This is a genomic window from Cyclobacterium qasimii M12-11B, assembly GCF_000427295.1.
Lineage (GTDB): Bacteria > Bacteroidota > Bacteroidia > Cytophagales > Cyclobacteriaceae > Cyclobacterium > Cyclobacterium qasimii.
In genome coordinates, this window is sequence record NZ_ATNM01000096.1 from 40,879 (window position 1) to 53,634 (window position 12,756).

Annotated in this window: 12 protein-coding genes; 5 read left to right on the top strand and 7 right to left on the bottom strand. The window is 38.5% G+C overall.

Annotation, left to right across the window (positions count from 1 at the left end):
* Nucleotide 1 precedes the first annotated feature (1 nt).
* Nucleotides 2–613 (bottom strand): hypothetical protein, encoded by a 612-nt coding sequence (locus ADICYQ_RS10070; protein ID WP_020893101.1) that lies wholly within the window; start codon nt 611–613, stop codon nt 2–4.
* Nucleotides 614–917: 304 nt separating this feature from the next.
* Between ADICYQ_RS10070 and ADICYQ_RS10075 the strand changes: the two genes are divergently transcribed.
* Nucleotides 918–1,664 carry a DUF4488 domain-containing protein gene (locus ADICYQ_RS10075; protein ID WP_040415600.1) on the top strand — a complete coding sequence of 249 codons (747 nt, stop codon included), beginning with the start codon at nt 918–920 and terminating at the stop codon, nt 1,662–1,664.
* 173 nt (nt 1,665–1,837) lie between these two features.
* On the opposite strand, the gene ADICYQ_RS10080 is transcribed toward ADICYQ_RS10075, so the two are convergent.
* Together ADICYQ_RS10080 and ADICYQ_RS10085 are read right to left on the bottom strand one after the other, a co-directional pair.
* Complete coding sequence (locus ADICYQ_RS10080) at nt 1,838–3,415, bottom strand: FG-GAP repeat domain-containing protein (RefSeq protein ID WP_040415603.1); 1,578 nt, start codon at nt 3,413–3,415, stop codon at nt 1,838–1,840.
* Between the two features lie 137 nt (nt 3,416–3,552).
* Nucleotides 3,553–3,993, bottom strand: coding sequence for a response regulator (locus ADICYQ_RS10085; RefSeq protein WP_020893104.1), 441 nt, complete (start codon nt 3,991–3,993; stop codon nt 3,553–3,555).
* Between the two features lie 448 nt (nt 3,994–4,441).
* Here ADICYQ_RS10085 and ADICYQ_RS10090 point away from each other — a divergent pair, with 448 nt between their 5' ends.
* From ADICYQ_RS10090 to ADICYQ_RS10100, 3 genes are all read left to right on the top strand, one after another.
* Nucleotides 4,442–5,167, top strand: a complete 726-nt coding sequence (locus ADICYQ_RS10090) for a 4'-phosphopantetheinyl transferase family protein (protein WP_020893105.1) — start codon at nt 4,442–4,444, stop codon at nt 5,165–5,167.
* A gap of 193 nt (nt 5,168–5,360) precedes the next feature.
* Complete coding sequence (locus ADICYQ_RS10095) at nt 5,361–5,732, top strand: BlaI/MecI/CopY family transcriptional regulator (RefSeq protein WP_020893106.1); 372 nt, start codon at nt 5,361–5,363, stop codon at nt 5,730–5,732.
* Entirely contained in the window at nt 5,729–7,015 is a 1,287-nt protein-coding gene (locus ADICYQ_RS10100; RefSeq protein WP_020893107.1) for a M56 family metallopeptidase, read from the top strand. Before ADICYQ_RS10095 ends, ADICYQ_RS10100 begins: the two co-directional genes overlap by 4 nt.
* 103 nt (nt 7,016–7,118) lie before the next feature.
* On the opposite strand, the gene ADICYQ_RS10105 is transcribed toward ADICYQ_RS10100, so the two are convergent.
* Nucleotides 7,119–7,724: an alpha/beta fold hydrolase gene (locus tag ADICYQ_RS10105; protein WP_161625593.1), complete on the bottom strand. Its 606-nt coding sequence runs from the start codon at nt 7,722–7,724 to the stop codon at nt 7,119–7,121.
* Nucleotides 7,725–8,104: 380 nt separating this feature from the next.
* Nucleotides 8,105–9,307 carry an MFS transporter gene (locus ADICYQ_RS10110; protein ID WP_020893109.1) on the bottom strand — a complete coding sequence of 401 codons (1,203 nt, stop codon included), beginning with the start codon at nt 9,305–9,307 and terminating at the stop codon, nt 8,105–8,107.
* A gap of 771 nt (nt 9,308–10,078) precedes the next feature.
* Between ADICYQ_RS10110 and ADICYQ_RS10115 the strand changes: the two genes are divergently transcribed.
* On the top strand, nt 10,079–11,311 hold the full coding sequence (locus ADICYQ_RS10115) for a DEAD/DEAH box helicase (protein WP_020893110.1): 1,233 nt from the start codon (nt 10,079–10,081) through the stop codon (nt 11,309–11,311).
* 260 nt (nt 11,312–11,571) lie between these two features.
* Here the strand turns inward: ADICYQ_RS10115 and ADICYQ_RS10120 are convergent, their stop codons facing one another.
* Both ADICYQ_RS10120 and ADICYQ_RS10125 read right to left on the bottom strand, forming a co-directional pair.
* Nucleotides 11,572–12,249, bottom strand: coding sequence for an ATP-binding cassette domain-containing protein (locus tag ADICYQ_RS10120; RefSeq protein ID WP_020893111.1), 678 nt, complete (start codon nt 12,247–12,249; stop codon nt 11,572–11,574).
* The coding region (locus tag ADICYQ_RS10125) for a molybdate ABC transporter permease subunit (RefSeq protein ID WP_040415619.1) at nt 12,242–12,756 on the bottom strand (515 nt) is incomplete at its 5' end. The genes ADICYQ_RS10125 and ADICYQ_RS10120, both read right to left, overlap by 8 nt.

The following is a 12,756-nucleotide window of genomic DNA, read 5'->3' on the forward strand; positions in this document are numbered from 1 at the left end:
GCTATTTATTTTTAATAGAATCAATTAAATTATGGAAAAACCCATCCTGGTTGGCGCGTCTTTTTTGTCTGTTCCTTTGTCTTTTTTTCTTGTTCTGTTTATTTCCCTTGACGAGAACAGACCTCGCAGAGATACCAACTTGTCCACTGTACCAAGGCTCTCTTCCAACGATATTGATGTTTGGTTTGTAATCTAAGGAGAAATTTATACCCAACAAAGTAAGCTCCACTCCACCAATCAAGTCTACACCTAAAGTTCCATTGCCATAGGTTTGTATGATTTGCATGCTTTCAGGGACTTTTTGACGACTTTCTTCGATTCCCATTGAAACACCAGCCCCATAGTAATAATTTAGTCTTTTGGTCAACAAAGGCCGATGTCTTTCCAAAATGGCATGAGCAGTGGTATTGTAGCTAAAATCAGACTGAATAATGCCCTCGATTGTCAAACCTTTTTCGATACGTTGCTGCACTGTAAGACCCAACATTCGACCTTGATCGTTGTTGGCCAATCTTAATCCACCACTCGTGCCATAACTCTGACCGATGGCCATGTGATATTGGCCAGCAGATAAAAAAATGGTGAGAATAAATATTACAAGAGGTTTTTGCATTCTAATAAATTTAATATCAAATATATGCACCAAAAATTCAGCCAAAATTCATTGCTACTGTTTCTGATAAATAATTTTTAAAACCAAAATCATTTTCATCAAGAATTCAAAAAAACGACATCTTGCACCTTCTAAGCCTCTATTTCATTTTAAACAAAGGTTTGATAAGTTAACACGCTTTAAAATTAAAATGCTACTAATGATTCAATCAAAAAAACCATTTCAGTGTGGGGAAATTTACCCATGTCTTGTGATATTGTATCAATAAATAATTAAATTTATGTCTAACAATAAAGCCTGAGTTATGAAATCGATCCTTTTTATTATCTGCTTTACCATTAGCACCGCGGTTATGTCCCAGGAATTGGAAGGTGCATGGACATTGACCCACCAAAATGGCGCAGCGATTACCGACAAAGAATTTATAAAAATCTACCAGGATGGTTATTTTTCCTTTGGGGCAAAAGAATTGAAAGGGGATAAATTTCTTTATGCCGGGGGAGGCCAATACAACCTTGAGGGAAATGTGTATGAAGAGCACCTGGATTTCTTAACCCTAGACCCGGATCAAATTGGAACCACCAATCGATTCACATTGGATTTTGCCAATGATCGACTCGTCATCTCTACAAAAATAAAAGGCGAAGACCTCATAGAAATCTGGGAGAGGGTATCGAAAGAAAGCGATGACCTCACAAGAAATTGGGTGATTACAGGAAGAAAGAGGGGCGATAATATGTCGGAAATGACACCAGGAGCTAGGAGAACAGTGAAAATTTTAAGCGGTGGCAGGTTCCAATGGATTGCTTTCAATTCTGAGACAAAAGAATTTGGTGGCACAGGCGGCGGCGAGTATGAAGCTAAAGATGGGAAATACACAGAAAAAATCACCTTCTTTTCTAAGGACGATAGTAGAGTAGGTGCCAATCTGGAATTTGACTACGAGGTTGTCGATGGAAAATGGCATCATACTGGTTTAAGTTCAAAAGGGGATCCTATTTATGAAATTTGGTCACCTTATGAAGAAGCCTACAGTACTGACGAGAAATAGTGAGGTAGCTTTCGACTTGTGGAAATCTACCATGAACATGAGCTATTTGCCTGAATGCAGGTACTGCTCTTTCAGTACCATAAACTGGCTATACCAACTTTAAGGTAGATTGTTATTTACATTTATATGAGTTTCAAGAAATAAGCCATCACCTGCCTTTTGGCTTATTTTTTCTATTTGTTACTGGTATTCTCAAGCCACACGAAAGGCAAGGTACCAGCTGACCATTTCTCAAAGAATCGGGTATGATCCGTCCCAAAGATCATGGAACCTAATAGTATGTCCTGGTCTCCATCACCGTCCATGTCCCCAACATCCATTGCCATCCACCTACCGTCTGAGCTTTCAGGGAAAGTCTGGGCCTCAAAATTCATCTCCCCTTTGTTTTCCAGGAAAACAAAACTCTCTTCAGGACTTTTTTCATAATCCGGAAAAAAACTAATTGCCGCTATGTCTATGTCTCCATCGTTGTCAAAATCAGAAGCAACGGCTTTGTATGCACCATTAAGCGGATAAAAGAAGGTTTCTTTGAAATGATTTGTCCCATCATTGAGAAAGATCCTGATCCCATGATAAGCCTTTACTATCGGGTCATAATCCGCGTTGTCACCGGCAGTATAGATAATGTCCTCTTTCCCATCACCGTTAAAATCGAACAACTCAAAATAACTGGAGCCATAAGTGGGCGGAAACCTTAAAACAGGTTCCTCTGCGAATTTCCCATTTCCTTGATTGTGGTAAACAAATATACCCTCATCTCCCTGACCAAAAAGTGCAATAATGTCCTTTTTACCATTGTTATTTAAGTCTCGGATATAAGCTTTAGTTGCGCCAGGCTTATTTCTTAACATAAATTTCTGAAAATTACCTGAAGGATCTTGTTTCCACCAGGCAAGACTTCCTGTATTTTTCCCATACTCAGCAATCACCATGTCCTCCAGTCCGTCCCCATCAAGGTCTCCCATGTCCATGTGAACTGGTCTTTGTAGGTTCTTTGCAATTATTTTGGTTGGCTCTCCTGGAGCGTTTGGCAATCGCATGACAAAACCAAGGTCCATATCCGTTGGATTAAAAGTTCCTATAACCAGGGCAAAGGTATGCTCATTCCCCTGATGAACCCATACCGTACCTTCAGGACTAGAAGCTGTTCTTTGAACTTTAAATTGGTTGTCCATGATAGCAAAAGAAGACCTTCCAACATCACTGATGTACCATTGATTCTTACCAATGATTTTGACCATCAAATGCATCGGATTTTTTGTTTTACTAGCAGGTTTGTGAAGCTTAAAATAGCTTAACCCTTCTTTGATCTCCTTAGTAGAAGCCTCAGGGAGTTGCGCTGGTGCCTCATCTAGATAAAAAGCTTTTATCTTATTAAAAATCAAAGTATCAATAGTGGGGTCTTTTGGGAAAATATTCCCACGTTCCACTATTTCTCCAGCCCTACCACCTTCTATAAGTCCGGCTCTAGTCGTGTCTGCATAGATACCAAAAAAATGGCCCATCCTAGGTAGAACTGTTTCCCAGGTAGCCTTGTCTAATAGCTGGGGTTCCGGATACAAATGACATCCTGTACAATAAGTTCTGGCAAGTACATTCGCAGGTTTTTCAAGGGGATTTTGCAGTACTTCCTTTTTTATACTTGCTGTGGATGAAGTTTTGTCTTTCTTTTGATTTTGAGGGTCTCCACTATTACAAGCCTGTCCCAGCACAATTAGAGTTAAAGCAAAGAAGTAACGAACTATCAACATGAATATTCAAGGGTTTGGATCTGATAGACAATGAATACCAAAGATAACCAAGGTCTTCTAAAAGCAAGACCATTTATTTTGTTTCGATACTAAATACCATGAAAAATAACCCTATGAAAATACGCTAATACTGGAATTTAACTCGCTTCCATACTCAAACGCATATCTGAAAACAAACATCTTTGTATTGCTATTTCAAGGGATTCGTAGTCAAATGGCTTGGTCAATACCCTGTCCATTATTTCTGTTTGGGTTTTTGCCATTTCAGAAAGGTCAGCTGTAATAGCAATGATCGGAATCTTTTTATAAAAATCCCCACACTCTCCTTCACGAATGGCTTTGGCAGTTTGGTATCCATTTAGAACTGGCATATTCAAGTCCATGATGATAAGGTCAAAGTAGGAATCTTGTAATTTTTTTAATGCCTGAGACCCATCATTGGCCAATTCAATTGTAGTATTTTGCCATTTTTTAAACATGGAACTCATTACCATTCTTATTATAGGATCATCATCCACGATTAAAAATTGTTTACCCTCTAAGTTAAAAGTAGGGTTGGCTGGGTTGCTGTTATTCATTGAAAAAAGTAGTGTTTATGCTTACAAAGAGTATAATAGTAAAAAATTAATATTTAATTAACAAATAATTATTTTCAACAACAAAAATATAGAATTCAAATTCAATTTTCAGTTTATAATTATTTCAGCATTTTCAAAAATTGATAAAAAATCAAAATTAGTAGCAAACTTAATCATTGAATTAATTATTGATTCAGACCTCCCGAATGTTTCTATTTACAAGTCGAGAAAGGAACATCAAAGGACTTCCAGAAGGAAATGATAAAGCGTGAGAGATTTCGATAATAATAGCCAACAAGATGAATGTACCCGATTGAAAAATAAATATTACGGGTTTTGTAAGTATCTTACCCGAATAAACAAGCGTCATTCTTATGGATGATGGCATGACTTCAAAATTAGCCCTATTGTATAATCAGGATTTAATCAATGACAATAGTAGATGAGTATGACTTCCATAAATTGTGAACAAATTGCACCTCCTGTTTGGGCTTCAAATACTGTCCAAAATCTACAGGGACAGGAAGTGCATTTGTGGCGAATAAACATCGACTTAAGCTTTCACAATTTGTCAGCGTTGCAAGAATTTCTTTCTCCTGAGGAGCTTCAAAAGGCCAGTAATTATTTGCGGGAACAAGACAGAACCCGTTTCATTATAGGACATGCATGCGCCAAGGATTTAATCGCTCGCTACTTAAACATAGAAGTTGCTCAAGTATCCCTAAATATAGGAACAAACGGCAAGCCTTGTATTTCCCCAGTACATAAGCTTTATTTCAATATCAGCCATTCAGGAGATTGGGTGCTTATTGCTTTCGGTCCAGAAGAGCTTGGAGTCGATATTGAAAAAATAACAGGGGATTTTATAACTGACATACTTATGGAACAATGTTTTCATAGGCAAGAAATCAAAGTCATAAAGGAATCAGGTGACTCAACTACAGATTTTTTTAAATTTTGGACTCGAAAAGAAGCTTTCTTAAAAGCTACCAGCAATGGCATGGTTGATGAGCTAAACCAATTTACCTGTATGGAAGAAGCTCAGGAATTCGAATTTCCTTCATTGTCAATTAAAGAGCATTGGGATCTTAAAAGCTTCTTGATGGATCAAATCTATGCTGTAAGTCTTTGTGCGGCCAACCCGCTTAATACTATTCGCTTTTTAAACTATTGATAGTTGCTGCCCCTTTGAAAAAAGATGGTGATAGCAACTGACAACACTCAAGGTAGGCCAAACTTTTCTCCATAACTTAAGTATCAAAACAAATTTAATAGCCGTAAGCACGATTAAAGCCTATTTTACGTACTTTTCGTAGTTTTACGATTTTTACGTAGGTAAACTAAATTATATTTAATACATTTAGGTCATGGAAGCACTAACAAACAATGAAGAACAGGTGATGCAAATCATTTGGGAACTAGAGAAAGCGCTAGTGAGAGATGTTCTGAATCAATTTCCTGAGCCAAAACCTCCCTACACTACCCTGGCTTCAGTGATAAAACAGCTGGAGAACAAAGGATATCTGGATCATAAGACTTACGGCAATACGCACGAGTATTTTCCATTGATAAATAAAAAGGCCTATCAACACAGTAGTTTTAATCTTTTGGTTAAAAACTACTTTGAAGGATCTGCCAAGAATGTTTTGTCTTTTATGGTGAAGGAGGATAAACTATCAGAAAAGGACATTCAGGACTTGGAAAAAATGGTCGAGAACTTTAAAAAGAAATCATCATGACACATCTTATAAATTATTTGTGGGAGGGAGCCATATGCCTGACCCTACTCTGGTTATTTTACAAGGTTTTCCTTGAGAAAAAAACTTTTTTCGCTTGGAACAGGGCATTTCTACTTTGTGCATTAATTGTCGCATTGGTTTTTCCTGCATTAAACTTAACGGGTATAAGCAGTCTTAATTTAGGAAATGAAGCCTTTGTAATGCAGCTGCCACAGTTTGAAATGAACGGGTCAAATCAAGTGCAAAATACCCCTTCCCCATTTTCATTATCAAACTTGGTTTTAGGAGTATATATAACCGGCATGCTATTTACATTGAGCCGGTTTATAATAGGAATTGTTTCCTTAATGCTGCAAACACGAAAAGCCAAGGCTTTTTACAACGGAAAATACACCATTCTAGAGCACCCTACCTTTGAGCCATCTTCTTTTTTCCATTTAATTTTCTTACCTGAAGGTGCTCTTCAGTTGCAGCAAAAGGTGGATTGGATTATCGCACATGAAACCACGCACGCTGATTACCGACATAGCCTGGACAAATTACTGATACAAGTAGTGAAAATAGTCTTCTGGTTTTATCCTATTTATCGGATGTATGAAAAAGCATTAGAGGTACTTCATGAATACCAGGTGGATGAGAAAATGACACAGACCTATCCTCTGCAAGAATACGCCAGGCTTTTGCTCAACCTCGCAAAACCCAAAAACTCAAGCTTATTAGTGCATAATTTCAATCAATTTCAAATCAAAAAAAGACTAACAATGATGACACAACCCAAATCAAAATGGATGGCCCGGGGCATGTATGCTTTGGCGCTACCGCTCTTTGCCTGTTTGTTTGTATTAATTTCTTGTACACCAAATGAGGACATGCCAAATTTGGAAGCTCAGGAAGAGGAAGAAATTGTTATTACTGAGATGGTAATGAAAGAAAGTATTTTCGATGTAGTGGAAGACATGCCTTCTCCAATGGGTGGCATGGAAGGTTGGAACAATTACCTTAGCGCAAACCTTGAATACCCAGAAGCCGCCAGAGACGCCCAAGTAGAAGGCACCGCTTACCTTGTTTTCACGATCACAGATGAGGGGAATGTAGTAGATGCATCCATTCTAAAGGGAATAGGCGCTGGGGAAGAGGATGAAGCGCGTAAGGCATTAGCCACTAGCCTAAATGAAGAAGCACTTAGAGTAGTAAGAAATTCCCCTGATTGGATACCCGGACAACAAAAGGGTAAAAATGTAAATGTAAAAATGCGTTTTCCTATAAGATTTAAGCTGAATTAAATAAGAATGGATTATTTGTAGTTGATTTTCCCGGTCGCTAGTAAAATTATTACTATCGGCCGGGAATCTTATTTCTCAGCCGATAGTATACTTGCAAGTCCTATTACTTGATAAAATCTATAACGGCCTTTACCACTTCAGGAGAACGTAGCCGGTGTCCTAAACCAGTAGTCGTCATGAGTTCAGCCTGAGGCCAGTGTTGATTAAGAAGGCGAGCATTGCTAAAATCAGTTAATCCATCCTTTTGGTCATGTACAATAAGTCCAGGAATAGATAAATTCTTGGCCAAATAAGGCAAACTAATCTTATCCAGATCGTCCCCAGCAACATTTTGAAACTCCTCCGTTATACTTTTTACTGTTTCAGAATTTAATTTCAATGAATTTTTATAAAAACCGATAAATTCAGTGGCACTACCAGGAGTTGACAAAGCAATAAGTTTATTAATCACTGGTAGTTTGTGCTTGGCTTGCGCATAAAAGAATGAAAAACTCCCAATTGAATGGGAAACTACGGCATGAATGGGACCATACCCCTCTAACACCTTATTAATAAGGGATGCATAAGCTGGAACAGTAAACAGTTTCCCTCCACTCTGTCCGTGTGCAGGCGCATCAAAAGCCAATAAAGTATACGCTGGATCTTCGGAAAGCAATTCGATGTACTGTTTCCACCTGAAAGATGAACTTTGCCATCCATGAAGAAACACTATTTTCTTAGGCCCATTTCCCCAACGGTAGTGACGGATTAATTTGCCATTAAACTTTAAATCCGTTTCTTCCGCTGTTCGAAGAAACGCATATTGGGATTTAGTGATTTTGCGACGTGATGGTGAACAAAAAACTTAAATCCTAATTTGCCACTTTTAGATGGCGCAACGCTATTCAGTGTATTTAGGAATATACCTAAACCCCGATAGAAAAATCTTTCGGTCATTTTAATTAATAATATAGGTGATCTGTTATTTGGGTGATTAAAAATAGATGTGGGTGCCCATTGGTAAAAGTAAAATAATATTGTCATTCCATCAATAAATTCGATAGAAAATAACCATATTTCTAATAAAACTTGCTTTTAACTAAATAATACTTACTCAGCCATAGAGGTGTCTACAACTTTAATCCTACGAATAAGTGGAATACATAACAGGCTAATGATTATAGCAATATAACCTATGTAGCCAAAATTCTGAAGTTCACCGGCAGCATTTTCAACTAAAATCATCCCCCCAAAAAAAGAAGCAAGCCCCGCTGACAATTGTTGCACAGAGGAGTTAAAACTTAGGAAGCTGCCTCGGTTTTCGGATTTCGCCGTACCAGTAATCAGGGCTGCAGCGGGAACCATTCGCCCATTAGAAGTGACAAAAAACAATGTGGAAACAACCAAAGCCAGCAAAATAGGTGTTGGTCCCAAATGGGTGATAATGCCTATCGGTATCACATTTAAGCTCATAAATATGGTAAATATTTTAACTTTCCCATATTTATCTGTTAATCGTCCCACCCATGGAGAAGTAAAAACAGTGAAAAATCCCCCCGCCATATAAATATAGGTCAGTTGAAGTTCAGAGAAACCAACATTTGCCACCATAAAGGGACTAAGAAAGGGAATGATCATAAATTGACCAAACATCATCATTATTGTTAGCGAAATGGCACGCATTTGATTTGCATTTCCAGTTACCCGCATGATCACTTGACGAGGACTTGGCATGTCCTTCCCTTCTTTCTTTGGCACTTTTATGGAAGGGACGAATTTATAAATCAGCAATAGAATAACCACCGCTAGAAATGCCAGGAAGAAAAAAGGCGCATGCCAGTTGGACATGCTGGCGATAAAAAGACTAAACGGAACTCCTACTACTGATGCAACAGAAAATGCAGCCATAACCAGGCCCATAGCACTTCCTCTTCTATGGTCCGGAATGGCATCTCCTATAATCGCAAAGATCAGTGCGGAGGTAAGGCCTCCAAATAGCCCAGATAAAATTCTTGAGAACAATAAAAAAGGGTAATTAGGTGACAATGCACATGCCAATGTACCTACAAAAAAGCCTAAAAACACCCACATTAAAATGCTCCTCCGGTCATATTTATCCAAAATAAAGGCACCGAAAAAACTACTGACCCCAGCACTAAAAGTGTATGAAGAAACCAAAAGTCCAAATTCCTGAGGAGATATTTCAAAAATGCGCATCAATTGAGGCCCCAATGGCATCAAAATCATGAAATCCACTATGTGGGTAAAATTGATGGCTGCCAAAGTCCAAAGCAGTAATTTTTCCTTTTGCATTCTTTAGAAATTATCCCTTTAGAACCCACAAAGGCTTATGAAAGTTCTTAAGATTTCGTTTAATCCGAAATAGGCAATAGATTATTTATTGACCACTGAAACTAGTCAGAAATCAGGTTACATTTACTGATTTGGGGATGAAAATATTTACCAACAGGATTTAGGAAGGTGCTTAATAAAAGTCCAACATGACTTTGGCTTTATTGTTGTACTTGCGATGAAATGACAAATCCCAAACCGGTTTTATTAAAGCCAATTATTGAATCGTAATTCTATAGACAATAGCTGTTGGCTTCAATGAGAATTAAGACACAATTAAGCATTCCTTCCAAAATTCAATCCCTGTTGGCCTAAAAAGAACTCGCTAATTGATTGCATTTAAAAGCCATTTTGCTTATTCCTATATAAGAAATATTAACATTGACACGGTCATGTCAGCTTGTTCTTGATTTAAAACGGTTTAAGACTCCTTCAATCCAATAAATCTAGCTACCTTTACGAACTTTATTTAGTCCCTAAATACAATTGCTTTTATAGAGACTGTTGAAATTGCTAAAGAATAAGGCGAGTTAGGAGTCCGGAAAAGGAATTCCTATTGTGAAGTCGGAGCTGACCACCATTTACTGGTCTTGATTTTATTTCAAACTTATTAGAACAACAATTGAAAATAGGGACAAAACCGGCCTATGGGCCAATTATTCATTTGCACTTTATGAAAATAATTAAAAAGTGCAAAATACAGGCACTAAATGCCATCATAAAAAGCTAAGCATGACATTCGAACAATTAGAACTTATATCCCCTATTCTGAAAGCACTTCAGGAAAGAAATTACAAGGAACCAACTGCTATACAAGAACAGGCCATACCAAAAATCCTGGCTAAAAGAGATATTTTAGGCAGTGCACAAACCGGTACCGGTAAGACTGCTGCCTTTGCCCTTCCTATCATTCAATTATTACATACAGAAAAAAACCATGACAAAGGAAGAGTAGCAATCAGATCTCTGATCGTAACGCCTACCAGAGAATTGGCCATTCAAATAGACGAAAACCTGGAGTTTTACGGTAAATATACCAAACTAAGACATGCCGTTATTTTTGGCGGAGTAAAACAAGGATCTCAGGTAAATGAAATCAAAAGAGGTGTAGATATTTTAGTAGCTACCCCAGGAAGGTTACTTGACCTCATCAACCAAGGCTTTATAAAATTAGACCAGGTCAAAATATTTGTTCTTGATGAAGCGGATCGTATGTTGGACATGGGCTTTATCAACGATATCAAAAAACTCCTGAAACTATTGCCAAGAAAAAGACAATCCCTGTTTTTCTCAGCAACCATGCCGGACAATATCGTTTCATTGGCAGATAATATATTAACAGACCCTATTAAAATAGAGGTCAATCCCGTTTCATCCGCTGCTGACACCGTTCAACAGAAGGTATATTATACCAATAAGGAGTCTAAGAAAGATTTGCTTTTCCATATCCTGGAAAACAAGGAAATCGACCAGGTTTTGCTCTTTTCAAGAACCAAACACGGTGCCGATAAGATTACCCGGAACTTGAAGAGTAAAAACATCAATGCAGCGGCCATTCATGGCAACAAAGCACAAAATCACAGACAAAAGGTTTTGAGTCAATTCAAAGAGGGATCGATCCGAGTGCTTGTGGCTACGGACATCGCAGCCCGTGGAATAGATATCGACAAACTTCAGTATGTAATCAATTATGATGTGCCAGAAGATCCTGAAACCTATGTACACCGAATAGGGAGATCTGGTAGAGCTGGAGAGTCAGGTACTGCAATTGCATTGTGCGAACCAGAAGAAAATGCCTATGTTCGATTGATCGAAAGGTTGATCAACCAGAAAATTAAAGAAGTAGAAGACAACCCTTATCCTCAGACTGATAAACCCATGTCTGCTATGGAGAAGAAGGACTTTAACAAAGAGAAAATGCGTAAAAAGCAGGCCTTTTTCACCAATAGAAAAAAGTCAAGATAAACACTTCCTGTGTTGTATTACAAATGCTATTGTCTTGAATGAGGCAATAGCATTTTTTTTGACATATTAACCAAAATTCGATTTAAGACTGGCCCCTAAAAAGTAGGAATTCGTCACTGCGAACCCTTTTTGGGGAGCTATTGCGACGGGAAAGGGTGTGGCAGTCCCAGTTTTCGGGAATTGCTAAGGTATTCATCCTCTTAAACCAGGCTAAGTCTACGAAGGATTATTTCTTTATATTGAGGTAAGCCTTAATTAAGTTAAGATGTTTTAAAAAACGATTCAGGCTTTCCATCAAAACTGAATTGGCCATTTTCCAAAACCAATACACGCTGGGCCATACGGGAAATTTCAGAAGCATCATGACTTACAAGCAAAGTCGTCAGTCCATATTCCCGATGAAATTTAACGATGTATTCCTGTAAATTTCGTCTCATCTCCATGTCCAGCGCAGAAAGGGGCTCATCCAAAAGTAAAATTTTTGGCTTCCGGACCATTGCCCTTGCCAAAGCAACCCGCTGCTTTTGACCTCCTGACAATTTCATGGGACTCTGACCTGCCATCTTTTCCATCCCTATGCTATTCAACAATTCATCCACAAAACTTTTGTCCTGTCCTTTGTCTAAGGCGAACACTAGATTTTCATAAACAGTCAAATTGGGGAAAATGGAATACTCCTGAAAGATCATTCCTATATTTCTCTTCTCAGGCTTCAAAAAAAACTTGTTTTCAGTGTCTATCCATGTTTCATTTCCAACAGCCAATATGCCATGATCAGGACGCATCAAGCCCGCAATCATCCGTAGGACGCTGGATTTTCCGGCACCCGAAGGCCCATATAAGCCTACCAATTCTCCCGATTGGATTTGGCAGGAAATGTCCAGGGCTATTTTCCCTTCAGCTCCGGCAAGTGCTTTCTTAAGCGATAACTCAATCATAGGAGAGCATGTGGTTTTTACGGTGATTGATCAGGTAAGTAACCAACAGGACGGTAAACGAAAAGCCAATTAATAACAAACTGTATTGATTGGCCATGGCATAATTCATACCCTCTACTTCATTGTAGATAGCAACAGAGATCACCCTGGTCTCCTCAGGAATGTTGCCGCCGACCATTAGCACGACACCAAATTCTCCAATTGTATGGGCAAATGTGAGCACACCAGCAGTGATCAGTGCATTCTTCATATTGGGCAATAGTATGCGGAAAAGGGTAACCCAGGAGCTTTTTCCCATCGTCTTTGCAGCATCTAGCCATGCATTGGGTATTCCTGAAAATCCTGAACGTAGCGGCTGAACCATAAAGGGAAGGCTATAAATGACCGAAGCCAAAACCAAGCCATGAAAGGTAAACACCAACCGCAGGTCAAAATACTGATCTAAAAATTTACCCAGTTGATTTTCCGGACTGAAAGCCAATAAAAGATAAAAACCCAACACAGTAG

What these genes read in the sequence shown, in the direction of transcription:
- ADICYQ_RS10070 (WP_020893101.1), bottom strand. Translation starts at nt 613, where the DNA reads ATGCAAAAACCTCTTGTAATATTTATTCTCACCATTTTTTTATCTGCT.
- ADICYQ_RS10075 (WP_040415600.1), top strand. Translation starts at nt 918, where the DNA reads ATGAAATCGATCCTTTTTATTATCTGCTTTACCATTAGCACCGCGGTT.
- ADICYQ_RS10080 (WP_040415603.1), bottom strand. Translation starts at nt 3,415, where the DNA reads ATGTTGATAGTTCGTTACTTCTTTGCTTTAACTCTAATTGTGCTGGGA.
- ADICYQ_RS10085 (WP_020893104.1), bottom strand. Translation starts at nt 3,993, where the DNA reads ATGAATAACAGCAACCCAGCCAACCCTACTTTTAACTTAGAGGGTAAA.
- ADICYQ_RS10090 (WP_020893105.1), top strand. Translation starts at nt 4,442, where the DNA reads ATGACTTCCATAAATTGTGAACAAATTGCACCTCCTGTTTGGGCTTCA.
- ADICYQ_RS10095 (WP_020893106.1), top strand. Translation starts at nt 5,361, where the DNA reads ATGGAAGCACTAACAAACAATGAAGAACAGGTGATGCAAATCATTTGG.
- ADICYQ_RS10100 (WP_020893107.1), top strand. Translation starts at nt 5,729, where the DNA reads ATGACACATCTTATAAATTATTTGTGGGAGGGAGCCATATGCCTGACC.
- ADICYQ_RS10110 (WP_020893109.1), bottom strand. Translation starts at nt 9,307, where the DNA reads ATGCAAAAGGAAAAATTACTGCTTTGGACTTTGGCAGCCATCAATTTT.
- ADICYQ_RS10115 (WP_020893110.1), top strand. Translation starts at nt 10,079, where the DNA reads ATGACATTCGAACAATTAGAACTTATATCCCCTATTCTGAAAGCACTT.
- ADICYQ_RS10120 (WP_020893111.1), bottom strand. Translation starts at nt 12,249, where the DNA reads ATGATTGAGTTATCGCTTAAGAAAGCACTTGCCGGAGCTGAAGGGAAA.